The sequence below is a fragment of the Candidatus Roseilinea sp. NK_OTU-006 genome, from assembly GCF_012931985.1.
GTDB lineage: Bacteria > Chloroflexota > Anaerolineae > J036 > Brachytrichaceae > JAAFGM01.
The window spans coordinates 57,194-81,634 of sequence record NZ_JAAFGM010000002.1 but is presented as its reverse complement, the minus strand read 5'-3'; the positions used below and the strand labels follow the sequence as shown (position 1 = coordinate 81,634).

Annotated in this window: 18 protein-coding genes and 2 pseudogenes; 12 read left to right on the top strand and 8 right to left on the bottom strand. The window is 64.6% G+C overall.

The annotated features are described in order from the left end of the window. Positions 1 to 36: 36 nt before the first annotated feature. A pseudogene (locus GXH28_RS01795) lies at positions 37 to 1,806 on the bottom strand (propanediol/glycerol family dehydratase large subunit); the annotation flags it as partial. 139 nt (positions 1,807 to 1,945) lie between these two features. On the opposite strand from GXH28_RS01795, the gene GXH28_RS01790 reads away from it, so the two are divergent. The 3 genes from GXH28_RS01790 to GXH28_RS01780 all read left to right on the top strand — a co-directional run bounded on the left by GXH28_RS01790 (position 1,946) and on the right by GXH28_RS01780 (position 6,096). Continuing rightward, positions 1,946 to 3,271, top strand: coding sequence for an ABC transporter substrate-binding protein (locus GXH28_RS01790; protein WP_169237293.1), 1,326 nt, complete (start codon positions 1,946 to 1,948; stop codon positions 3,269 to 3,271). 90 nt (positions 3,272 to 3,361) lie between these two features. Further along, complete coding sequence (locus GXH28_RS01785) at positions 3,362 to 4,432, top strand: branched-chain amino acid ABC transporter permease (protein ID WP_320447892.1); 1,071 nt, start codon at positions 3,362 to 3,364, stop codon at positions 4,430 to 4,432. Further along, positions 4,429 to 6,096 (top strand): ABC transporter permease subunit, encoded by a 1,668-nt coding sequence (locus tag GXH28_RS01780; protein WP_169237291.1) that lies wholly within the window; start codon positions 4,429 to 4,431, stop codon positions 6,094 to 6,096. The genes GXH28_RS01785 and GXH28_RS01780 overlap by 4 nt, the downstream gene beginning before the upstream one ends. A gap of 48 nt (positions 6,097 to 6,144) precedes the next feature. Here GXH28_RS01780 and GXH28_RS01775 read toward each other — a convergent pair whose 3' ends face one another. Further along, positions 6,145 to 7,521, bottom strand: a complete 1,377-nt coding sequence (locus GXH28_RS01775) for an MATE family efflux transporter (RefSeq protein ID WP_169237290.1) — start codon at positions 7,519 to 7,521, stop codon at positions 6,145 to 6,147. Positions 7,522 to 7,639: 118 nt separating this feature from the next. On the opposite strand from GXH28_RS01775, the gene GXH28_RS01770 reads away from it, so the two are divergent. Both GXH28_RS01770 and GXH28_RS01765 read left to right on the top strand, forming a co-directional pair. Then, positions 7,640 to 9,037 (top strand): cystathionine beta-synthase, encoded by a 1,398-nt coding sequence (locus GXH28_RS01770; RefSeq protein ID WP_169237289.1) that lies wholly within the window; start codon positions 7,640 to 7,642, stop codon positions 9,035 to 9,037. A 104-nt stretch (positions 9,038 to 9,141) separates the two neighbouring features. Further along, on the top strand, positions 9,142 to 9,609 hold the full coding sequence (locus GXH28_RS01765) for a GNAT family N-acetyltransferase (RefSeq protein ID WP_169237288.1): 468 nt from the start codon (positions 9,142 to 9,144) through the stop codon (positions 9,607 to 9,609). Here the strand turns inward: GXH28_RS01765 and GXH28_RS01760 are convergent. Then, a complete protein-coding gene (locus GXH28_RS01760; RefSeq protein WP_169237287.1) occupies positions 9,595 to 11,049 on the bottom strand; it encodes an ATP-binding protein in 1,455 nt (484 codons plus the stop codon). The genes GXH28_RS01765 and GXH28_RS01760 overlap by 15 nt on opposite strands. Positions 11,050 to 11,300: 251 nt before the next feature. On the opposite strand from GXH28_RS01760, the gene GXH28_RS01755 reads away from it, so the two are divergent. From GXH28_RS01755 to gatB, 7 genes are all read left to right on the top strand, one after another. After that, positions 11,301 to 11,516, top strand: a complete 216-nt coding sequence (locus tag GXH28_RS01755; RefSeq protein WP_169237286.1) for a hypothetical protein — start codon at positions 11,301 to 11,303, stop codon at positions 11,514 to 11,516. A 137-nt stretch (positions 11,517 to 11,653) separates the two neighbouring features. Next, positions 11,654 to 12,598 (top strand): thioredoxin-disulfide reductase, encoded by a 945-nt coding sequence (gene trxB, locus GXH28_RS01750; RefSeq protein ID WP_169237285.1) that lies wholly within the window; start codon positions 11,654 to 11,656, stop codon positions 12,596 to 12,598. 98 nt (positions 12,599 to 12,696) lie between these two features. Next, positions 12,697 to 13,278: a hypoxanthine phosphoribosyltransferase gene (gene hpt, locus GXH28_RS01745; protein WP_169237284.1), complete on the top strand. Its 582-nt coding sequence runs from the start codon at positions 12,697 to 12,699 to the stop codon at positions 13,276 to 13,278. A 181-nt stretch (positions 13,279 to 13,459) separates the two neighbouring features. Beyond that, positions 13,460 to 15,460, top strand: a complete 2,001-nt coding sequence (locus GXH28_RS01740) for an aldo/keto reductase (RefSeq protein ID WP_169237283.1) — start codon at positions 13,460 to 13,462, stop codon at positions 15,458 to 15,460. A gap of 40 nt (positions 15,461 to 15,500) precedes the next feature. Then, entirely contained in the window at positions 15,501 to 16,076 is a 576-nt protein-coding gene (locus GXH28_RS01735) for a Uma2 family endonuclease (RefSeq protein WP_240550114.1), read from the top strand. Between the two features lie 65 nt (positions 16,077 to 16,141). After that, positions 16,142 to 17,221: a tRNA (adenosine(37)-N6)-threonylcarbamoyltransferase complex transferase subunit TsaD gene (tsaD, locus tag GXH28_RS01730; RefSeq protein ID WP_169237454.1), complete on the top strand. Its 1,080-nt coding sequence runs from the start codon at positions 16,142 to 16,144 to the stop codon at positions 17,219 to 17,221. Between the two features lie 75 nt (positions 17,222 to 17,296). Next, a complete protein-coding gene (gene gatB / locus GXH28_RS01725) occupies positions 17,297 to 18,781 on the top strand; it encodes an Asp-tRNA(Asn)/Glu-tRNA(Gln) amidotransferase subunit GatB (protein ID WP_169237453.1) in 1,485 nt (494 codons plus the stop codon). Between the two features lie 346 nt (positions 18,782 to 19,127). On the opposite strand, the gene rnc is transcribed toward gatB, so the two are convergent. The 5 genes and pseudogenes from rnc to GXH28_RS01700 form a co-directional block, all read right to left on the bottom strand. Further along, positions 19,128 to 19,895, bottom strand: a complete 768-nt coding sequence (gene rnc / locus GXH28_RS01720; protein ID WP_169237282.1) for a ribonuclease III — start codon at positions 19,893 to 19,895, stop codon at positions 19,128 to 19,130. Next, a complete protein-coding gene (gene fabF, locus GXH28_RS01715) occupies positions 19,885 to 21,132 on the bottom strand; it encodes a beta-ketoacyl-ACP synthase II (RefSeq protein WP_169237281.1) in 1,248 nt (415 codons plus the stop codon). The genes rnc and fabF overlap by 11 nt, the downstream gene beginning before the upstream one ends. A gap of 113 nt (positions 21,133 to 21,245) precedes the next feature. Beyond that, positions 21,246 to 21,989, bottom strand: coding sequence for a dolichyl-phosphate beta-glucosyltransferase (locus tag GXH28_RS01710; protein ID WP_240550113.1), 744 nt, complete (start codon positions 21,987 to 21,989; stop codon positions 21,246 to 21,248). Positions 21,990 to 22,182: 193 nt separating this feature from the next. Continuing rightward, a pseudogene (locus GXH28_RS01705) lies at positions 22,183 to 22,873 on the bottom strand (transposase). A 128-nt stretch (positions 22,874 to 23,001) separates the two neighbouring features. Beyond that, positions 23,002 to 24,366 carry an MFS transporter gene (locus tag GXH28_RS01700; protein ID WP_169237279.1) on the bottom strand — a complete coding sequence of 455 codons (1,365 nt, stop codon included), beginning with the start codon at positions 24,364 to 24,366 and terminating at the stop codon, positions 23,002 to 23,004. Positions 24,367 to 24,441 lie beyond the last annotated feature (75 nt).

Below are 24,441 nucleotides of genomic sequence, written 5' to 3'. Positions count from 1 at the left end.
GCCGATGCAGTCGGCGATGAAGTCACGCGGCGACCGGGCCTGCGGCAGCCGCTGTATTTCGCGCCACCGCTCCTCGCTCATGCGATAGCCCGTGCCCGGGCCGGCATAGTCGTTCGGATCGGTGAGGGCGCTGAGCACGCGAAACGAGGGAGTCGGGCATGGGGAGTCTGGGGGCGATGGGTGAGCGAGCGCATCGTTTGCGCCAACGGTCACTTCGAACGCCTTTACCCCATCGCCTGCTGCGCGCCCGGGGTGGCTGGAGACGAAGATCGCCGCCGGTTGCAGGTAGTCGCCCAATGCGCGTTGGCGCAGCATCTCAGCCAAGTTGGCGGCGATGCGCGCGAACCCGCGCCGGCGCAGCGCGGCGATCACATCGCGCACGTCCTGCGGCCCTTCCAGGAAGCGATCGGCAGCGACCAGGTCGGCGACGATGTCGCGCGGCGGCATGTCATCGCTGCCGTGGGCGACGACGGCCGCTTCGACCTCCTCGTCGCGGATCTCCGGGAAGCCCAACTCGGCGTAGACAGCTTGCACCGCGCGGGCGGCCTCGCGGCGCACCGCCAGCACCTCCGCCTCGCGCACCGGCCGCAGCCCCCCGTCTATCTGCATGTCGCGCTGGAGCACGTTGTAGTCATCGAAGTCTTCGGCGTCGAAGTTGCCGCCGCCGAACAGGTTATCGCGGCGCGGCACAGCGCTGTAGCCGCTGAAGATAAAGTCCGTGCCGGGGATGAACTGCAGCATGAGTTTGGCGCTTTTGCGAATGGCGCTGTGGCTGGCCAACGCGTCGTTGCCGCTGGCGACCTCCAGGCCGAGCATCGCAGCGATCAGGTTCTCGGCCAGCACCGCGCGCACCCCGCCCGGCAAGCTCTCCGGCAGCGCGATGCACGAAATCGAGCCGTTCTGGACGCCTTGGCTGCCGGCGCCGCGCACCACGCATAGGCAGCGCGCCTCCAGATACAACATGCTCTTGCCCTCGCTGCTGCCCATCAATGCTTCGCTGCCGGTGCCGCTGGTGAAGCGAATCTTCACACCGCGCGAGGCATAGGCGCTGGCCAGGAAGGCCTTGCTCCACGGCGTATCGTCGCCGTCCACGAAACTGCGTTCTGTGCCGTACACGCTCAGCGTCTCGGCGTAACTGGTCAGTCCCTTCATCGCCAGCCGTAGGCCCATGCTTTCCTCGATGGCGCACTGGGTGAGCACGCCGCCCCGACCGGTCTGTGAGCCGACCAGCACGCACAACGCGTTCAGCGGCGCCATGCGCGCGATGCCAACGGTGGTCTCGATCTCGGCGAAGCCGCGCAACGCCGCCTCGGCAGCGTCGGCGGCCAGCAAGGCGGGATGCTCGCGTCGGTTGGTGACGTGCGCCTGATTGGCCGGCGTCCTACGTACGCGCGTCTTGGCCAGGCCCATCATCATCTCCAGGACGCTCATGTGGCGCACGATCTCGCACAGCTTGGCCGGCGTGCAGCCCAGGGCCAGACGGCGCACCGCGCCGGCGGAGACGTTGATATCCACGAGCATGCGCGCGATGTGCAGCGACGGCGTCGCCATGGCCTCCTCGGCGACGCTCAGGTCGAGGAAATGATCGGCGATGAACGTGTCGAGCGCATCGAACTGCGCGCGTGGTTTGCCATCCATCTCCACCACTACTTTCTCTCGGCGAGAGGTGGGGACGAGGGTCAACGACGGCTGGGGATCGTTCGGCCCGTCGGCGACGATCAGGCCGGCGTCGGGCCATGCTTCGACAAAGGTCTCTTTGTTGATGTCGCGCGCGGCCAGCAGAGCGAAGCGTCTGGACTGAGTCATGGCAAGCGTAGTGTACGAGCAGTCGGCAGGCGCGTTGCGCCGTCCGCTCATCCATTTGTGCGCCGCGACGACTGCGATTACACTTCTGTCCTTGTAGGCACAATCGGATTCGGACATTCGTCACCTAGGAGAGAAAACGATGACAAGACAATCCTTCCTTCTATTCGCGACCAGCCTGACGGCCTGCGCTTTGTTGGCTGCGTGCGCTGCGCCAGCACAACCGGCAGCACCGGCGCAGCCCGCTGCGCTCACACCGGCACCGGATCAGCCCACCCAGCCACCCGCCGAGCCGACCCAGGCGCCGGCCGAACCGACGCAAGCACCCGCGCCAGCCGCCAGCCCGGGCACGGTGGTGATCCCGCCCGGCAGCAAGATCCGCATCGGCGGCTCGTTTGCGCTCACCGGCCCGATTCCCGACCCCGGCAAGGACATCCGCCAGGGCGCTGAGATCGCCATTGATGATGCCAACGCTGCCGGCGGCGTGAACGGCTTCCTCTTCGAGTTGGTCGCCGAAGACGGCGCCTGCTCGGGCGATCAGGGCACGGTGGTGGGTAACAAATTCGCCGCCGATCCGACCATCGTCGCCGTGACCGGCGGCACGTGCTCCGGCGAGACCTTCGGATTAAAGCCCATCCTGCAGAAGGCACGCATCCCGTTCGTCTCGCCCAGCGCCACCAACCCGGCTGTGACCAGCGAAGACTGCGACGTGTGCAACCGCGTGGCCTTGAGCGATGGATTGCAGGGCGAGGTGGACGCAGACTTCGTCTACAACAAGCTGGGCTTCAGAAAAGTCGCTGTGATGCACGACAGCTCCGACTACGGCAAAGGCGTCGCTGAAATCTTCCGGGATGCCTTCCAGAAGTTGGGCGGCGAAGTGGTCGCGTTTGAGGGGGCGAAAGTGGGCGACACCGACTTTCGCGCGCCGCTGACCAAGATCGGGTCCAGCCAGCCGGAATTGATTTTCTTCGGCGGCTACGCCACCGAGGCGGCGCTGATTACCCAGCAGATGAAGGAAGTGGCCGGCCTGGAGAACGCCAAGTTCATGGGCGTGGACGGCGCTTACACCCAGCAGTACCTCGACACGGCCGGCGCTGCTGCCGAAGGGGCCTACATGTCCTTCGTTGCCGGCGACACGCAGAAGGATAAGTTTGATGTCTTCCGCGAGAAATACATCGCCAAGTTCGGCGTCGAGCCGGAGAAGCTTGGCCCGTTCCACGGCCAGTCGTACGATTCGGTGCTGCTCATCGTCGAGGCGATCAAGAAGGTCGCGCAGACCGACTCGGCCGGCAACCTGGTGATTGACCGCGAGGCGCTGATCAAGGCCATTCGCGGGACGTCCGGCCTGAAAGGCATCACCGGCACGCTGACCTGCAACCCGATCGGCGAGTGCGGCGCCGGCGGCGTGCAGGTGTTCACCGTCGAGAACGGTGCATTCAAGCAGGTCTTCGGCTTCGGCTTGCAGTAAGCCCGCCCTTCATCTCCCCCTTCAATGTCCCTCTCCGGCACAGGCCGGAGAGGGACATGTGACTGTGGAAGACAGTTTCAAAGCGACATCGTGTCCCAATCCCTTGCCGTTGCAACCAGTTTGCAGCGCCGCGCGCAGACCACGCGCTGGATCGCGCGCGCGATCGCGCTGCTGATCTGCGCCTTGGTGGTCGCGCGCGCCATTACGGTCAGCCTGGCCGAGAGCTACCCCCTGACGTTTTGGGCGTCGCAGTTGGTGAACGGGCTGGTGTTGGGCGGCGTGTATGCATTAGTGGCGCTGGGCTATACGCTGGTATACGGCATCTTGTTGATGATTAACTTCGCGCACGGCGAAGTCATGATGATCGGCGGCGTGGCCGGCTTCTTTGCGCTGCAGCTCGCCCAGGCGCTGGGGTGGATGCGCGGCCCGGCCGGCCTGGTGGTGGCCGCGCTGTTGATCGTGATGGGGATCGGCATGATCGGCGCGATGTTCACTGGCGTCGCGCTGGAGCGCATCGCCTATCGCCCGCTGCGCAATGCGCCTCGGCTGGTGCCGCTGATCAGTGCAATCGGCGCGTCGCTGTTCTTGCAGTACTCCGTCCTGCTCATCTTCGGGGTCAGCCCGCTTGTGTATCAGCGGCCGGCGCTCATCTCCGGCGGCTTCCGCATCGGGCCGGTCTTCATCCCCTACACCGGCCTGATCATCTTCGTGACGTCGCTGGCGCTGATGGGGGCGCTGTTCGTCATCGTCCAACGCACGCGGCTGGGGCGGGCGATGCGCGCCGTCGCCGCCGATCGCGACACCGCTGCGTTGATGGGCGTGGACGTGAACCAGATCATCACCTTCACCTTCCTGCTCGGCTCGGCGCTGGCCGGCGCGGCGGGCGTGATGCTGGGCTTCCACAACTCGGTCATCAAATTCAACAGCGGCTTCATCCCCGGCCTCAAAGCCTTTACCGCCGCCGTGATGGGCGGCATCGGCAACATCCCCGGCGCGATGGTCGGCGCGCTGGTGCTGGGCATCGCCGAATCCATCGGGCCGAGCGCGCTCGGCATTCCGGCGGAGTACAAGGACATCATCGCCTTCGTCCTGCTGGTGCTGGTGCTGATCTTCCGGCCGCAGGGTCTGCTGGGCGAAGCGCTCGCCGAGAAGAAAGTATGACTGCGGTTGAGCGCGATCCACGCGGCATTCGCATCGGGCTGATCGGGTTCGGCATCCTGGCCTATCTGACGCTGATCGGGTTGCCCGGTCGCTTTGAAGCAAGCGCCCCGTTCGTCATGGCGATTGTGACCGCGGCGATTGTCGCGCTGGCGTTGCGCAGCGAAGCGCAGCGTCATCCGCCGGCGACGGTCTTGCGTCAGGCGCTGATCGCCGGCGTGATTGGTGGGACGCTCATCGCCATCCTGGTAGGAGTCTTCGCGGCGCTGTTGGGCGGCGGGGTGCGCATCCAGCCGGTGCTCGACAAGATCACGCCGCCGAATGTCGCTGCGTGGTATGGCCTGCCCACGCTCGCCGTCGCGCGCGGCCAGCTCGCCGCGTTCGACTTCTTGCGCCCGGCCCTCTTGGTGCTGCTGGGCAGCCTCGCCGGTGGTGGGTTGGCGATTGGCCTGCGGCGCTTTACCGCCAGGTCCGCGCCATCGCAGGCGCGCTGGGTGGTGATTGGGTTGCCCTTCATCCTGTTGCTGGCCGTATTTGTCCTTGGACAACCCGCTGTGACCTTCGGCGGCGCCCAAAAGGGCACGCTTCGCTTGTTGCTGGTGATGCTGGCCGTCGCTGCCGGGCTGTTCGCCATGCGCGCAGCGACCCCCGGCAAAGAGCGAACGGCTGTCTCCTTCGCACTGCTGGCCGGACTGGCGGCGCTGCCGTTCATGCTCGACCAGTTCCAGAACGCGGTGATGGGCATCGTGTTCATCTTCGTGATGATGGGGCTGGGGCTGAACATCGTGGTGGGCTATGCCGGCTTGCTCGACCTGGGCTATGTAGCCTTCTTCGCCATCGGGGCGTATGCATACGCCTTCCTCTCCGCGCCGTTCTCGTCGCCGTGGTTCAGCCAACAACTGAGCGCGCTGGGACTACCCACTGATCAGCCGCTGCTGAGTTTCTGGCAATCCATCCCGATCGTCATGATCCTGGCGGCGATCGGCGGCGTCCTGCTGGGCACGCCGGTGTTGCGGCTGCGCGGCGATTACCTCGCCATCGTCACGCTCGGCTTCGGCGAGATCATCCGGCTGTTCATGCTGAACCTGGCCGACCTGACCAACGGCCCGCGTGGGCTGCTGAACCTGGCGCCGCCGACGCTGTTCGGCTATAACCTGGGCAACCCGCGCGACATCTTCATCCTGGCCCTGCTCGGCACGGCGGTCATTGCCTTCGTGGCGTTTCGGTTGGAGCGCTCGCGCATCGGCCGCGCGTGGGTGGCGATCCGCGAGGACGAAGACGCTGCCCAGGCCATGGGCGTTGACTTGGTGCGCACCAAGTTGATGGCCTTTGCCATCGGCGCGACCTTCGCCGGCGTGGCCGGCCAGCTCTACGCCGCGCGCCAGGTCAACATCTTTCCCGACAACTTCTCGCTGTTCGTTTCGATTGACGCGCTGGCGTTAATCATCGTGGGCGGCATGGGCAGCATCCCCGGCGTGGTGCTGGGCGCGATCACCCTAAAAGGCTTGCCGGAAGTGCTGCGCGGCGTGGACGAATACCGCATTGTCCTCTTCGCCGCGCTGCTCGTCGTGATGATGATCGCGCGCCCAGAAGGGTTACTGCCCTCCGAACGGCGCCGCATGGAGCTGCACGGCGAAGCTGACGCCGCGGCGGAGCGGGCATCCTAGCCCGGCATATTCATGTCCCCAATCACCACCGGCCTGCTCGGCTGACCTCTACGGATACTGAAACTCGCGCGCGGCGCTGCGGAAGCTGCGCACCATCAGCCAGGCCATCACCGGCGTGCCGATCACGAACATGCTCCACACCGCGATCAGCCCGCCGCCGATCGTGTTCACCGCCAGCGCAGCCAGGCCGGTGATCGTCCACAAGCCGCCGCCGAAGATGACCAATGGGATGCGCGTGTTGCCCATGCCGCGCAGGCCGCCGGCTGCCACGAACAAGATCGCCAGCGGCGGCATGCTGAAGGCCATCACGCGCAGCGCGTTCATGCCGGCGCCCACCACCGCCGGATCGGCGGTGAACGCCCGCAGCACCTGCGGCGCGAAGATGAACAGGATCAACCCGAAGCCGCTCATCCAGATCAGCGCCCACGTTGCCGCGATGCGCGTCGCGGCTTCGCCCTCGCGGATGTTGCGCGCACCCACGCTCTGGCCGACCAGCGCCGTGGCTGCAATCGCGAAGCCGAAGCCGGGCAGGAAGGCCAGCGCCAGGGCGTTGATGGCGATGCGGTTGGCGGCCAGCATCGCCGTGCCCAGTTGCCCGACCACGACGGTGAGCACGAAGAACGCGCCGCTGGCCAGGATCTGTTCCAACGCCGCCGGCACGCCGATGGACAACACGCCTTTGGCGACCGCGGCATCTGGCCGCCACGCGCCCGGCCCGCCGATGCGAATACCGTTGCGCCCGCGCCACAGCACGGCCAGCAGAATCATCAGCGCGACAGCGCGCGCGATGAACGACGCCCACGCGCTGCCGACCGGGCCGAGTTCGGGCAAGCCCAGCCGCCCGAAGATCAACGCCCACGTCAGCGGGATGTTGATCAGGTTGGCGATGGTGGTGACGATCAGCGGTGTGCGCGAGTCGCCCGCGCCGCGCAACACGCCGCTGCCGATGAATAGCCCGATCAGCACGACCACCGTGCCCATCGTCACCTGCATGTAGCTCACGCCGATCTCGGCGGCGGCCGGCTGCATGCCGAACAGGCCGATGACCGGCCCGGCAGCCCAGAAGCCGGCCAGGGCCAGCGGGATGGAGATGATCAGGCTCCAGACGAGCGACTGGCGGGCTAGATTATTGGCGCGCGAGAAGTTGCGCGCGCCGACCGATTGCGCTACCAGCACCGACGCGCCGATAGACAGCGCTGCCAGCGCCGCCAGCAGGAACTGCATTACCTGCACGGCGGCGCCCACGCCGGCCAGCGCCAGCGCGCTGATAGCGAGCTGGGCCACCAGCCAGGTATCCACGATGCCGAGCAGCGTTTCGAGGAAATTCTCGGCGATCACCGGCCAGGCTAGGGCGAACACGCGCCGGCGCGCCTGGATTGCGCCGGCGCGTGCAGGAACTTCGATCGTTTCTTCGACGGCAGACAAGGGTTACGTCCTCAAAGGGGAGATGGGCGCATCATACCCCGCGCCTCGTCGCTAGAAATCAACAGTCTGCAGGCCTGTTGGCGCTCTCGGCGCCTAATTTCGCTCTAGAATACCGCGCATGAAGACCTATCCCGACGTGCGCGATTCGATCGTAGACACGATCGGCCGCACGCCGCTCGTGCGATTGCACAAGGTGACCCGCGGCGTCGCGCCGGACGTGTTGGCGAAAGTCGAGTATTTCAACCCCGGCGGCAGCGTGAAGGATCGCATCGGCATCGCGATCATCGAGGACGCCGAACGCACCGGCAAACTCAAACCGGGCGGCACGATCGTCGAGGCCACCAGCGGCAACACCGGCGTGGGCCTGGCCATCGCAGCAGCCGTGAAGGGCTACAAATGCATCTTCGTCATGCCCGACAAGATGAGCGACGAGAAGATCCGCACCCTGCGCGCCTATGGCGCCAAGGTGGTGATCACCCCGACGGCCGTGGACAAGGACGACCCGCGCAGCTACTACAAAGTGGCCGAGCGCCTGGTGCGCGAGACGCCCAACGCCATCCTCGGCAACCAGTATCACAACCCGGCCAACCCGGCCATCCACTACGCCACCACCGGCCCGGAGATCTGGGAGCAGACCGGCGGCCAGATTGATGTCTTCGTCGCCGGCATGGGCACCGGCGGCACCATCACCGGCGTGGCGCGCTACCTGCGCGAGCGCAAGCCGGACGTCAAGATCGTCGGCGTGGACGTGGCCGGCTCGCTGCTGCTCGACACATGGAAGCAAGGCAAGGTGCCCGAACATCCCGTCCTCAAGACCTACAAGCTGGAGGGCATCGGCGAAGACTTCATCCCCAGCACGCTCGACTTGAGCGTGTGCGATCTAGTGGTGCAGGTGAACGACCGTGAATCGTTCCTGATGGCCCGGCGCATCGTGCGTGAGGAGGGCATCTTCGTCGGCGGCTCATGCGGCGCAGCAGTCGCCGGCGCGTTGAAGGCCATTCCCCAGCTTGGATTAACTGCCGACCACACCGTGGTGGTGCTGCTGCCGGACAACGGCGCGCGTTACCTCACCAAGTTCTTCGACGACAACTGGATGCGCGAGAACGGCTTCTTGAACACCGACTGGAACCAGGGCACGGTAGGGGACTTCATCCAGGCCAGCCCGCTGCGGCCGGTGGTCACGGCGCACGCCGACGAGACGCTGAGCGCGGTGATCAAGCGCATGAAGCAGCACGACTTCTCGCAGTTGCCGGTCGTCAACGGCGACGGCAAGCTGCAGGGCATGGTGAGCGAGAGCGACATCCTGAATTACATGCTGGACAACTCGCACGCGTCGTTCAACGAGGTGACCATCGCCGCGCTGGTTCGCGATGCGGCTACCGTGGACGAGAGCACCCCGCTCAACACCCTCAGCGACGTGTTGCAAAAGGCCAAGGCCGCCGTGCTGGTGGACGATCAGCGCCGCGTGAACGGCGTGATCACCATGATGGACGTGATTGACTTTCTAGCGGCGTGAGTGGGCGGTGAACTGTAAGGTGTGGGCTGTGAGTTTTGAGTGTTAAGTTCTGAGTGGGGATGACCAACAACTCAAAACTCACAACTTGAAACTCAAACCTTTCGATGAACGCCATTGCCGCGAGCGAACCCGTTGCGATCGCGCCGGCCAGCCTGCTTGACCTATGGGCGATTCGGCGCGTGGAGCAGGCCGCCTTCGGCAGCGATGCCTACGACCTGCTCACGCTGCTGGGCCTGGCGCTCACGCCGCGCATGGTGCGCCTGAAGGCGACGGCCGGCGGGCGGGTGGTCGGCTTCGTCGCCGGCGAGATCAACGCGCGCGAGGGCTGCGGCTGGATCATCACCATTGCCGTGCATCCGCACGCGCAGGGGCGGGGCATTGGCACAGCGCTCTTGCTGGCGACGGAGCAGGCGCTTGGCGCGTCGCACATCAAACTGACCGTGCGGCGCAGCAACACACGCGCGCTTGCGCTGTATGAACGCTGCGGCTACGCCTGGGTGAACACCTATCGCCGGTATTACCCCGATGGCGAAGACGGCCTCGTGATGGAGAAATGGCTAGGCGGTGTGTGATGCGGGGGATTGCGACGGCCGCTTCTGGCGGGCGCGCCTGGGCGCTGCGTTTGCGGGTGCCTCGCGCGGCGGCGTGAGCGGCAGATACGCCAGATAGCGCCGATACACGGCGTCGAACTCGCCGGCTTCGACCAGCTTTTCATGCGCATACTGCCGGATGGTGTTGGACAGGCTGTAGTGCAGTTGCCCGCCGCGCTCGTCCACAACCACCAGAGACTTGTTCACCAGTTGTGTGAGCAGGCCCAACACGTCTTCCCTGCGCAAGATGACCGACGTCGTCGCTTCGCCCTCCGGCTCCCAAGCGCACACGGCCTCCGCCAGCTCCAGCGTCCAGTCGGCGGGGAAGATGGCAAGCCGGCGCAGCAGCGCGCGCTCGGCCTCGGAGAGCAGGTCGTAGCTCCAATCCATCATCGTGCGCAGCGCCTGCTGTTTAGGCGGTGCGAGCCGGTTGCCGCCAATGAGCAGGCCAAAGCGGTCGTCCAGCCGTGCGGCGATCTGCTCCAGCGACAGCACGCGCAGCCGTGCCGCCGCCAGCTCGATGGCCAGCGGCAGGCCGTCGAGCTGCTGACACATCTGCACGAGCAACGCCTCGTCGTTCGCGTCCAGCGTGAACTCCGGCCGGACGGCCCGCGCCCGCTCGACGAACAATTGCATCGCCTCATCGCAACGCATGGGCGGCACCTGCCAGATAACTTCGCCGGGCACGTTCAACGGCTCGCGGCTGGTGGCGAGCACGGTCAGGTTGGGGCACATCTGCACCAGGCGCACGGCCAACGTCGCGCATGCCCCGATCAGGTGCTCGCATGTGTCCAGCACGATCAGCGCGCGCGCGTCCAGCAGCCGGTTGCGCAGCGATTCGACGGTGACGACATCCTGAGCCGGCAAGCCGAGCGCAGCCGCTACCGCATGTGGCACGCGCGCGCCATCCTGAACCGACGCCAGCGGCACGACCCATACGCCGTCTGGATACAGCGACAGCACCTCAGAGGCGACTTGCACAGCGAGGCGCGTTTTGCCCACGCCCCCCGGCCCGGTCAGCGTCAACAGGCGTGCCTCGCCAAGCAGCCTTTTCACTTCGGCGATTTCCTCGGCGCGACCGACGAAGCTGGTCAATTGGGTGCGCAGATTGGTGGGCGGCCCCTGTCCAGCGCCCGGCGCGCCCGCTTTGAGCGCATGGCGCGTCTCGCGTGCCGACTCGGCCAGCCGGATCAACTGCTGCGCCGCTTCTGGATCATCTTTCAATCCTAGCGCCTCGATGAACTGAGCGCGGACCACCGCAGGATCAGGCACGCGTTGGCCGCCCTCCAGTCGCGCGATGTGCGCCTCGGAGTAGCCGACGGCAGCACCCAGCTCGCGCTGGGTCAACCGGGCGCGGCGGCGCAAATAACGCAAGTATTCACCGAACACGGTGAATGCAGCGGGAGACGGCGTTTCCGTCATGCTGGCATTGTAAACAAGGCAGCGCTCACATTCTACTGACGTCACATGAAGGGCCTATGAACGAGCGCGCATGAGCGCTTCGATTAGCACGCCGGACTTGATCGGCGCACGTCGAGCCGACTTGTCAAATCTTGTCGCCGACGCCGGCAAGGGCGCTGGCAGGAAAGGTCAACTTTTCGCGCGCGCAATCGCCTATAAAAGCGTTGTGGGCGATACGCGCCCACCTGAAAGCGAAAACAGGAGGTAAGGACATGTTTACCTACTTAGACACTACATACGCGAAGCTGCGTTACGAGGAGATGTTGAAGGAGGCCGAGGAACACCGCCTGATCGCGCGGGCCACCGCGCAGAATCCGGGCGCGCTGCAGCGCGCGTTTGCTGCGTTGGCGCGCGTCTTTGCGCCTAACCGCGCGTCGGCCGAATCGGCGCCGGTGTCGGCCATGCGCAAGGGCCTGGCCGCCGAGTGATGATTCGATGCGTGAAAGCCCCCGCATGTGCTGCGGGGGCTTTTTGCTTGATGCGTGGGCGCGGGGTCAACCCGTCAGCGGCTACTTCGGTAGAATGGATAACGGTGAGTGATTTGCAATTCTAGGGAGCATGCAGGATGGCCGATAAATTAGCAATCATCGGTGCTGGGCCGGCTGGGTTGACTGCGGCCCTCTACGCCGGCCGCGCATTCCTCGAGCCGCTGGTGTTCGTCGGCCCGTCGTTCGGCGGGCAGATCGCGACGACGACCGAGGTGGAGAACTTTCCCGGCTTCCCCAACGGCCTGCAAGGGCCGGAACTGACCGCGCTGATGCGCGAACAGGCCGAGAAATTTGGCGCGCGCATGGTCGAGGAAACCATCGAAAAGGTGGACTTCTCGCGGCGGCCGTTCAGGCTGTGGTCATCCAGCCGTGAATACGAAGTCGAGGCCGTCATCGTGGCTACGGGCGCCACGCCGCGCAAGCTGGGCATCCCCGGCGAGGAAGAATTCATCGGGCGCGGCGTGAGCTACTGCGCCACGTGCGATGGTTTCTTCTTCCGCGATAAGGAGATCATGGTGGTCGGCGGCGGCGACAGCGCCTTCCAGGAAGGCCTGTTCTTGACCAAGTTCGGCAGGCGCGTGCGCATTGTGCATCGCCGCGACGAGTTCCGCGCCGGCGCCGTGCTGCAACAGCGCGCCATGCAGAACCCCAAGATCGAGTTCATCAAGAGCGCCGTCGTGGAGCGCATCATCGGCAACGGCAAGGTGAGCGAAGTGGTGCTGAAGAGCACGAAGACCGGCGAGACGTGGACGGAGCCGGTGGACGGCTTCTTCGTCTTCATCGGCCACGAGCCAAACACGCAGATGTTCAAAGGTCAGTTGGCGATGGACGACGACGGCTATCTGATCGTGGATAAGCGCCTGCACACCAGCGTGCCCGGCGTATTCGCTGCTGGCGAGGTGCATGACAACTGGTTCAAACAGGCGATCACCAGCGCCGGCTTCGGCTGCATGGCTGCCATGGAAGCCGAGAAGTTCCTGGCCGCCCTCGAAAGCGAGCGGACCGGCGCTGCGGCGCGGTGAGGCGACGCACGTCTTGCCCGGCGCTGCGCAGCGCAACGATGGTGAGGCGTGCTTTCCCGCTCGGCAGGCGCGGCTACAATTTCGCTGCGTAGCAGCCTATGGCCAACCTCTCTCGCCTGGAAGATGCGATTGCGCGCGGCGGCTATTCAGCGCTGCTCGACCGCGTGCTGATTACGGAGGAACAGCTCAACCGGCGCGTCGCCGAACTGGGCGCGCAAATCTCGCAAGACTACGCCGGCAAGACGCCGCTGCTGGTGTGCCTCTTGCGCGGCGGCGTGATGTTCCTCGCCGACCTGATGAAACACATCAGTGCGCCGCACCATGTGGACTTCATGGCGGTATCGTCCTACGGCGTCGGCGCGCGGGCGACGCGCGGTCAGCCGCGCATCACGCTCGACCTGAACACCGACGTGCGCGGGCGCCACGTGTTACTCGTCGAAGACATCATTGACAGCGGCCACACGATTGACCACGTGCTACGCCTGTTGCAGACGCGCGAGCCGGCCAGCCTGCGCGTGTGCGCGCTGCTCAACAAGCCGGCCCGCCGCGAGGTCTACGTGCCGATCAGCTACCTCGGCTTCGAGATCCCCGATGAATTCGTGTTCGGCTACGGCCTCGATCTGGACGAATACTTCCGCAACCTGCCCTTCATCGGCGTGGTGAAGAAGGAGTATCAGTGAGAGGTCAGGGATTAGGGATTAGAGATTAGAGATTAGAGATTAGGGATTCAGGGAGTCGGAAGTTGGGCGAAGGACACAAGGCGTAGGACGCTAGACGCAAGGCGTAAAACGCAAAGCGCAAAGCGCATAGCTCACAACTCAAAACTCAAAACTCAAAACTCAAAACTCACAACTCAAACCGATGACACTCCGCTGGGGCATTCTCTCTACCGGTAATATCGCCAAAACCTTCGCCGCCGGCGTGCGACGTTCGTCCACGGGCGTCCTGATCGCCGTCGCCAGCCGGTCGCAAGCAGCCGCCGATCAGTTCGGCGATGCGTTCGATATCCCCAAGCGCTACGCCGGTTACGAGGCGCTGCTGGCCGACCCGGACGTAGATGCCGTGTACATCGCCACGCCGCACCCGCTGCACGCGGAATGGGCGATCAAAGCGGCCGAGGCCGGCAAACACATCCTGTGCGAGAAGCCGCTCGCGTTGAACCATCCGCAAGCGCAAGCCGTGGTCGAGGCGGCCCGCGAACACGACGTCTTCCTGATGGAAGCGTTCATGTATCGCTGCCATCCGCAGACCGCCAAGCTGGTCGAGCTGATCCGGCAGGGCGTCATCGGCGACGTGCGTATGATCCAAGCCGCGTTCGGCTTTCACGCGCGCGTCGGCCCGGAACATCGCTTGCTCAGCAACGCGCTGGGCGGCGGCGCTATTCTCGACGTCGGCTGTTATCCGGTTTCGATGGCGCGCCTGATTGCCGGCGTGGCGCTCGGGCGCGACTTCGCCAACCCGGTCAGGGTGTTCGGCGCGGGCAGGCTGAACCCGACCACCGGTGTGGATGAGTACGCCGTTGGCACGCTCGAATTCGCGGGCGGCATCGTCGCGCAAATCGCGGCCGGCGTGATGCTGAACATGCGCAACGTCGTCCACATCTTCGGCACAGAAGGGGATATCTTGCTCACCTCACCCTGGATCCCTGCGCTTCACGGCGGCGTGGCCGACATCATCGTGCAGCGCCGCAGCGAGCCGAAGCACATCGTCGAGGTCGAATGCAACGAATGGCTCTACGCCATCGAGGCCGACACCGTGGCGCGCAATATCGGGCGACGCCAGGCGCCCCCGCCGGCGATGAGCTGGGACGACTCGCTGGGCAACATGCATACGCTTGACCGCTGGCGACAGGCCATCGGCCTGACCTATGCCCAAGAGCAGCCGGACGCGCCGGAGATGAAGCTGACGGTCAGCCGCCGGCCGCTGACCCGGCGCAGCGACCCTCGCATGCGCTACGGCCAGATCGCCGGCGTGGGCAAGCCGGTCTCGCGCCTGGTGCTGGGCGTGGATAACCAGGAGAACATCGCCTACGCCTCGGTGATGTTCGACGCGTTCTTCGAGCACGGCGGCAACGCCTTCGACACCGCTTTCATCTACGGCAGCGGCAAGCACGAGACGCTGCTCGGCCAGTGGATCCGCAACCGGGGCATCCGCGAGGAAGTGGTCATCCTCGACAAGGGCGCGCACACGCCGTTCTGCACGCCGGAGGATCTGAACCGCCAGTTCGCCATCAGCCTGGAGCGCCTGCAAACCGACTATGTGGACATCTACATGCTGCACCGCGACAACCCGCAGGTGCCGGTGGGCGAATTCGTTGAGGCGCTGAACGAGCACTATCGCGCCGGCCGCATGCGCGCCTTCGGCGGGTCGAACTGGACGATCGAGCGCATCGAGGCGGCGAACGCCTACGCCGCCGCGCATGGCTTGCAGGGCTTTAGCGCGATCAGCAACAACTTCAGCCTGGCGCGCATGGTCGAGCCGCCATGGGAAGGCTGCCTGAGCGCGGGCACGCCGGAGTTCCGCGCATGGCTGACGCGCACGCAGACGCCGCTGTTTCCATGGTCGTCGCAGGCGCGCGGCTTCTTCCTGGACGACACCGCGCCGGACTTCAAGGCCGACCCGGAGCGGGTGCGCTGCTGGTTCAGCGACGACAACTTCGAGCGGCTGCGCCGGGCGCGCGAATTGGCGAAGAAGTATGGCGTGCTGCCGATCAACATCGCGCTGGCCTACGTGCTGCATCAGCCCTTCCCCACCTTCCCGTTGATCGGCCCGCGCACGCTCTATGAGCTGCGCACGTCGCTGCCGGCGCTGGACGTGACGCTTACCCCCGACGAGGTGAAGTGGTTGAACCTGGAGGCATGAGCCTGTGCTACCATGCAGGGCGTAGAGGGCGAACGAGGCGATGATGACGTCTCTTCAAGCAACCGCGCCGGCGGTACGCCGACGGTTCAGCGCCGACGAATACGAGCGCATGATCGCGGCCGGCATCCTGGCCGAGGACGAGCGCCTGGAACTGATTGACGGAGAAATTCGCCCGATGAGCTCGATCGGCAGCAGACACGCCGCCTGCGTCAAGCGATTGATCGCCGTTTTGACCGAGCGGTTAGGTCGTCAGGTCATCATTGGCGCGCAGGACCCAATACGCCTATCCGACGACACCGAGCCACAAGCCGACATCACCGTGTTGCGCCCGCGCGACGATTTCTACGCCGGCGCGCTGCCGTGCGGTCGGGATGTGCTGCTGGTCGTCGAGGTGGCCGATGCATCGCTTGGGTTCGACCGCGAAGTGAAGCTGCCCCACTACGCGGCTGCCGGCATTGGCGTGGCGTGGCTGGTGGACCTGAATCATGATGTGATCGAGCGACACGCCCGCCCGATGCATGGGCGATATGCCGAGGTCGTCACGCTGCAGCGCGGCGAAACGCTTCACTCTCCTGCGCTCGATCTATCGGTGCGCGTCGAAGAGATCATCGGCTGAGGCTTCCGCATCGGCCGCTCTCCTGACAGTTTGGCCGCGCATCCTATAATCGCTGCGCCATGCCGATGCGCATCCTGGCCATTGAAACCTCGTGCGATGAAACTGCGGCCGCCGTGATTGACGACGGTCGCTTCATCCGCTCCAACGTGGTCGCTTCGCAGGCTGATCTGCATCGGCGCTACGGCGGCGTGTTCCCGGAGATGGCATCGCGGGCGCATGTCGAGGCGATTGCGCCGGTGATTGATGCGGCGATGGCCGACGCACAGGCCGCCTGGGATTCGCTCAGCGCCGTTGCCGTGACTAAAGGGCCGGGATTACCGGGGGCGCTGGTGGTCGGCGTCAACACCGCCAAGGGCATCTGCTTGGCGCGCGATCTGCCCCTGATCGGGGTGAACCATCTGGAAGGGCATATCTACTCGCATTGGTTGGAGACGGACACCGTCGGTGAGCCCGCATCGTTCGTGCGTCGCCTGCTGCGCTCGGCATCGCCTTTTCCGTTGCTTGCGCTCATCGTCTCCGGCGGGCATACCGAGCTGGTGCTGATGCGCGGTCACGGGCAATATCAGCTCCTCGGTCATACCGTGGACGATGCGGTGGGCGAGGCGTTCGACAAAGTGGCGCGCCTGCTTCACTTGGGCTATCCCGGCGGCCCGGCCATTCAGAAGGCGGCTCAAGACGGCGATCCACAACGCTTCACGTTCTCGCGCCCGCGCGTGTCGCTGGGGGCGAAGACGGTCCGCGCAACCAGCGACGCATACATGTTTTCGTTCAGCGGGGCCAAGACGCACGCGCTGCGGTTAGTGCAGGACTATCTCAACGCAGACGGCGACCTCGCGCCTCGCGCGCCGGTCAGCGACATCGCCGCCTCCTTCCAGGACGCCGTGACCGACTGGCTGGTGGAGAAGACGGCGCGCGCGGCGGAAGCCTTCGACGTCAAAGCAGTGCTGGTGGGCGGCGGCGTCTCGGCCAACAAGCTGCTGCGCGAGAAGATGATGGCGCGCTTCGGCGACCGGGTCTCCTTTCCGCCGATGGCCCTGTGTACCGACAACGCCGCGATGATCGGCGCGGCCGGTTACTATGCCTTCATGCGCGGCGTGCGCGATGATCTGACGATGGACGTTGCGCCGGATTTGAAGCTGGGCTGATTCCGCGTGAAAGGCTCGGTCGCTCCCCAATTGGAGCGCATCACGCCCGAAACACAGGACGAGCTAGAGGGTGAAATGGAATACGAAGTCGTCATCGGCATGGAGACTCATGTCGAGCTGGACACCAACAGCAAAATGTTCTGCGCATGCAGCGCGCGCTTCTTCGGCGCGGAGCCGAACGTGAACGTGTGCCCCGTGTGCCTGGGGATGCCCGGCGCATTGCCGGTGATCAACAAGCGCGCCGTCGAGTTCGCCATGATGGTGGGCCTCGCGCTGAACTGCCAGATCGCCCGCCACACCTTCTGGGAGCGTAAGTCGTATTGGTACCCCGACCTGCCCAAGGGCTACCAAATCTCACAATACCAGCGTCCGCTGGCCTACGACGGCTGGCTGGACGTGGACGTGCGCGACCTGAGCACCGGCAACTGGACGGAGGAAAGCACGCGCCGGCGCATCCGCATTCGACGCGCCCACTTGGAAGAGGACACCGGCAAGCTCACCCACGTGGGCGATAAGTCGTATGTGGACTACAACCGCAGCGGTGTGCCGTTGCTGGAGATCGTGACCGAGCCGGACATCCGCAGCGCCGACGAAGCCTATGCCTATCTCAGCGCGCTGCAGCAGATCGTGCGTTACCTGGGCGTGAGCACGGGCGACATGGAAAAGGGCGCCATGCGCTGCGAGCCGAACATGAGCCTGCGCCCGAAAGGCAGCGACGCGTTTGGCGTCAAGGTCGAGATCAAGAACCTCAACTCCCTGCGCGCCGTGCGCGATGCCATCGCCTACGAAATTCGTCGGCAGACGGCGCTGCTCGAGCGCGGCGAAGCGGTGCAGCAGGTGACGCTGGGGTGGGACGAGAGCCGTGGCGTGACGGTGGTGCAGCGCGAGAAGGAGAGCGCGCACGATTACCGCTACTTCCCCGAACCGGACTTGCCGCCGTTGGAGGTGGATGACGCCTGGTTAGAGGACGTGCGTCGGCGCGTGCCGGAGCTGGCGCTGGCGCGTCAAGACCGTTACCGCCGCGACTTCGGGCTGAGCGCCTATGACGCTGTGCAGTTGACGAGCGACCGCGCCGTTGCCGAATGGTTCGAGCAGGTCATCGCGGCTGCCTCTGCGGCCGACTTGCGCGCCCGCGCTAAGGCGGCTGCCAACTGGATTCAGACCGAGGTCTTCCGCCTGATGAAGGCCAACGGCATCCCCAACGCCGAGATCGCTGGCATTAAGCCCAGTCCGCGCCAATTGGCCGAGCTGATCAACTTGGTAGATGAGCAAGTCGTCAACATCAACACGGCTCGCCAGGTGTTTGAGGAGATGTTTGCCACGGGCGCGTCTCCCAGGGCCATCGTCGAAGCCAAAGGGTTGGCGCAGGTGAGCGATGTGGACGTGCTTCGCCGGGTCGTCGCCGAGGTGATTGCGGCACATCCTGGCCAAGTACAACAATACCGCAATGGGCAGGAGAAGGTGTTCGGCTTCCTCGTCGGCCAGGTGATGAAGGCGACCAAAGGCAAAGGCAACGCCCAGGTGATCAATCAGTTGCTGCGCGAGGCGTTGCAGCCTTAAAAAGCGCGTCGCCCATTGTGCGAGGACGACTCCGCCTAAACTGGCTCGATATGTTCTTGGCCCAAGTACAGCCGCGCAGCGTTGCGATGGAGAATCTCCAAAGCAGCCGTGTCGGCCTCCGCCGGCAACACGTCACCATTTGCCCTGAAAGTTGAGATGCCTTTTTGCGCCCGTCAACACCCGTCAACGGTTGAGAGACGCACCGCCGAGCAGGTTCATCGCTTCGCACACCCGCAGCACGTCGCAGAAGCGGCTTTCGATTTCTTAATTCCTGCACGGTTGAAGCGAAGTTGGCGATGGTGCTGGGCAGGCGTGGATGCCTTCGCCGAACTCAAGGCGGTCACGGTCAAGCCATAGGTGCGGAGGCGGAGGGCAGCCGGGCGTCGCGGCCCTGCCCTTCCGCTTCGCTCCCCTTCTGTGCTTCGCTGCTCTCCGTGCGCGGCACCAGCTCGCTCGCGCGCGCCAGCGCATCGTTCGCCGCGAGTTGCTCGGCCATCTGTTTGCTGGAGCCTCGCCCCATGCCGGCCACGCGGTCACCCAGTCGCACTTCGACGGTGAACACCTTCGCATGATCCGGCCCTTCGGCGGCCACCAGCTTGTAGCGCGGTGTGACGCCCAACACGCCCTGGCTCCACTCCTGCAAGCGGCTCTTGGCGTCGCGGTCGAGTTTGGCCTGCACGATTTCCGGTGTGGCCTGGGCAAGCAAGGGCACGACGAAGTCGCGCACAGCTTCGATGCCCTGATCGAGGTAGAGTGCGCCGAGCAGCGCCTCAAAGGCGTCGCCGAGGATGTTGGCGCGTTCACGGCCGCCGGTGTCAATCTCGCCTTTGCCCAGCCGCAGCCGTTCCGGCAATCCCACTTGATAGGCGAACTTCGCCAGTGTGCTCACGCGCACCAGCGCCGCGCGGACGCTAGTCAGCCGACCTTCGTCATACTCCGGGAACTGCTCGAACAGCCATGCCCCGGCGATGAAATCCAACACCGCATCGCCGAGGAACTCCAGACGCTCGTTGTCGGCAGCGTGTTCTTCGGGATGCTCGTTGACGTAGGATGTGTGCGTGAGCGCACGTTCGAGGAGCGTTGGGTCGCGGAAGGCTGGTAGTTCAACCGTCATACCGCTTGAAGATCAGCACGCTGTTGTGTCCGCCGAAGCCGAACGAGTTGTTCATCGCCACGTTCACGCGGTGCTGGCGGGCCTCGCCCGGCACATAGTCCAGATCGCACAGCGGGTCGGGTTCGACGAGGTTGCGCGTGGGGGGGATGACGCCGCGTTGGATGGCGTAGATGCACACTGCGGCTTCCAGCGCGCCCGTTGCGCCCATCATGTGGCCGGTCATGCTCTTTGTGCTGCTCATGGGCACTTTGTAGGCGTAGTCGCCAAGCGCAGTCTTGACGGCCTGCGTTTCTGCGATGTCGTTCAGCGGCGTCGCTGTGCCGTGCGCATTGATGTAGTCAATGTCCTCTGGGCGAACGTTGGCGCACGCCATCGCGCGGCGAATGGCCTTGGCTGCGCCGGTGCCGCCTTCGGCAGGCGCAATGACATGGAAGGCGTCGGTGGTCTGACCGAAGCCGGCGATCTCCGCCAGGATGTTCGCGCCGCGCCGGAGGGCAAATTCCAACTCCTCCAGCACCATGACACATGCCCCCTCGCCCATCACCACGCCGTCCCGATGCTTGTCGAAAGGCTTGGGCGAGGTGGACGGCAACGCGTTATCGTGGCTGAGCGCGCCCAATCGGTCGAAGCCAGCCATGCCCAGCGCGCTCACCGTAGCATCGGCGCCGCCGGCGATCATGGCAATCGCCGCCCCGCGCCGGATGATCTCGAACGCCTGGCCCAGGCTATCGTTGCTGGTGGCGCAGGCCGAGGCGGGTGAATACGACGGGCCGCGTGCACCCAGTTCGATGGCGATCATGCCCGATGCGCCGTTGCTCATGATCATTGGGATCGCGAATGGATTGATCCGGCGCGGCCCTTGCTCGCGCAGCACTTCATACTGGGCCAGCATAGTGTGGAAGCCCCCCACCGACGATCCAACGACCACGCCGACATCGTCGGCGATGTCGGGCGTAATGATGAAGTTCGCCTGATGGATGGCCTGTCGCGCAGCAGCGAGGGCATACTGCTCAAACAAGTCGGTGCGGCGCACCTCGCGCGGGTCAATGAAGTTGGCCGGGTCAAAATGCTTGACCTCACATGCCACGTGCACGGGCAACAGGTTAGGGTCAAACCGAGTGATCGGTGCGACCCCGGACTCGCCGTTGATCAACGCCTCCCACGTGCGTTCCATGTCTAACCCGAGCGGCGTAATCGCACCGATGCCGGTCACGACAACTCTTCGATGATGCTGCATGCTTTCTCCCAGCGGTTATGGCGAATCGGGCGTAAGGGGGTTGAAGAACAGAAATTTGGAACGCGGGAGAGCGCTGCCCCGTCTTCCAATCTCTCCGACCGCCAACCGACAGCCTACTCCCGAAACTTGGACGTTCGAACGCGCCACAGCCCCTTCAGGTCTTCGATGGCCGTGGGGATGATCTTCACCCGGGAATCGAGGTCTTCGATCCATTCTACCGGCACCTCCCAGATTTTATAACCCTGTTGCTCGGCGCGTATGAGCAATTCCGAATCGAAGAACCAGCAATTATCCTGAATATATGGGACGAGGTCCTTAACCGCCTGGCGCGAAAGGGCTTTGAAGCCGCACTGCGCGTCGGAGAAGCGCCGGCGGGGGAACATCAGCTTGACGATCAGGTTGTAGGCGCGTGAGATCACCTCGCGCTTGAATTGGCGGGTGACGCGGGCGCCAGGCATCAGTCGCGAGCCGGTGGCGACATGATACTCGCCGGCGAAGAGCGGATCCACCATCGGCATCAAGTGGTTCAAATTGGTGGACAAGTCCACGTCCATGTAACACACCACATCGGCATCCGACACCAGCCATGCCTGCTTGAGCGCTCGGCCGCGCCCCTTCTGGTCAAGGTGGATGTAGGTCACCTCGCCGGGGTACTCGCGCGCCAGCGCTTTGGCAATCTCCAGCGTGCGATCCGTCGAGGCGTTGTCGGCAACCACGATGCGCCACCGGTATGGGCAGTTCTGCTTCAGGAAGTCACGCAACTTAGTTACGCTGGGCTCCAAGTCACGCTCTTCGTTATAGACGGGGATCACGACGTCGAGCGTCTTCGACGACTGTGCGGCGATCGGATTGGCCATTGCAACGACGGCCATTATATCTTTCTGATACGGTTGACTGATAGCCATAGAACGCTCTTGCTGAGATGCGCTGTGCACCTGTCCTCGTCCGCTCAGTAAGCGTCCATCGCCGCGGAATTATCACGCTCGAACGAAGATCGTCTACAACGGGCGGCCTGCTACTGGCCAGATTAATCCGGCCTAAACTTAGAGCCTATCCTGAACACCCTGCTGCTTGGGCGGTAATGGCCGCCGTCGCGATGTGCAGCAGTGCCGGATGGGTCACGGCTTGCTTCGCCCAACAAATCAGAATACCCCGAAAGCGATTCAGCCAGCGATGCGTGCGCACCCCCACCCACCGTCGAGATTTGAACCCCCGCCTCACGCTTGATCGCCTGCGCTTCTTTATCCCGCGCACGAATATGCGCCGTACAGCCGAACTCCGCCAGCATCTTGCGTGCTTCACACGTCCCTTGCGGGCGGGCCGCCGTCGGCGTCGGACGCGCCACCGGGATGCTGTCCGGTGTTGCGCGCACCCCGTCGTGGCGGTTCGCCCCGGCCACGGCAACACCTACCGGCATGCCGTTGGCTTCGGTCAGCGCGCTGCGTTTGACTCCCCGCTTGCCCCGGTCGGTCGGGTTCTTGCCACTCCTCTCCCCCGCCCAAACTCAACCAGTCCCAGTCCAAGCCTTTCAACGCGTCGTGGTGTTCCAACGCCGCCTGCCATAGAAGCGTGGGTGAGCTACCGAACCCGAACACACCCCCGTTTCATCCGGCGACTTCCACTGACAACCGGTGCGCAGCACAATATAGATGCCGTCGGCACACTGCCGATCAGACACCTGCGGGCGTCCGTCGCCGAAGGGATGCGTATTGACATGTCTGGGAATCAGCGGCTCCCACAGGTCATCGGGCACGGCGGTAACCGGCGGTCCGCTTTACGCTGCATCGTATGCGCTGGCTAGCCGTGCGCTGCACTTCGGGCGGGTGTTCACTGCTCATGCCCCATGTTTTCCCAGTTTTAGGATAGGCCTTAACCTTTCTTGAGCGGCGGTAGTCGGAAGCTCAACCATGCACCGCAAGCCACCAGCACAGCAATGAAGCCGAACATGACTGCATAGGCGACTGCGGCCTGGCTGCGCGCTGCAAGTGTATCTATCCAGACGCCACCCACGACCGGCGACAAAGCGACTCCGCCGCCGAGCGTGTTGATGGCGCCGATGTACATGGCGCGGTGTCGTTCCGATGCGCTATCCAGCAGATAGCCGAGCGCGCCGAGCACCAGCGAATGTTCGATCGCCCCGCGCAGCGCAAAGATCGCGATGAAACCGGCAATCGCCACGTCACGAGCCGGCGCGCCGCGCAGCAAAACCGCCAGCGCGAAGAGCAGCGCCAGCACGGGCGCAGCGAACTGCATGAGCGCGGCTGCGCGCACCACGCTCAACGCCGTGAATCGGTCGGCCAGCCAGCCGAACAAAACGATGCCGGCGATGCCGCCGATGATCAACGCGATGTTGAAGATGCCGGTGGCTGAATCGTCGAGGCCGAGTTGATCCTTGGCGAAGACCAGATAGAACGAGGCCGCCATGAGCTCGATGCCGGTAAGGAGACGCACGATCATGACGCGCCGGAAGACGGGATCGGTGCGCATCGCTGCTTTCAAGCTGGCGATGAAACCCGCGTTTTGTGTGTGGGCGTGTTCCGTTTCGGTCATCGGGTTCTCTCGCAGCAGGCTGATGATGGCCAGCGAGATCGCCATGCAGAGCCAGGTGCAGCCAAAAATGAACGCGTAGTTTTGCGGGAAGGGCAATCCGTCCGGCTGTAACACGCGCTCCACGATCAGTCCGGCGCCCATGCCGAAGAGACCGCCGATGAACTGGCCGATCGAGACGCTGCGCGCGCGCATGCGCGGCGAGAGCGCCCGGCTCATCATATCGAACCAGGCCACGCCGGCCAACGCATCGCACACGTTGAAGATGGTCAGACACCCGACCAATACCCATATGGTCAGGATCGGCGCTTGCGCCCGGGTGATGAGCAACCAGAGCGCAATCACCAACAGCGCATTGCGACCGATCAGGCTGGGAATGATCAGATAGGGCTTCTGCCAGCGTTGGCCCCGCACGATGTGCGCCGCGACGAGCTGCGGCAAAAACCACGTCACCGACCACGTCATGCCCACCACGCCGATGAGCGTCTTGTCATCGGTGAGCTGCGACGCCAGACCCACCAGCACGGTCGTCGCCGGGATAAAGTAAGTGCCGACCATGAATGCCGCGATGTCACCGGTGAACGCCAGGACGTTGCGATGGGAGTCTATGGGGACGAGCGTTTGACGATCTTCGATGGCCGATTGTGCGATGGTGGTCACGGCGCAATCATACGTGATTCGGAGCATAGATCCCATCCTGGGTGCGGTCTCTGGAGTGGACACACAACTGCGAGACCGGTGAAGAACGATGCGCAAAATGAT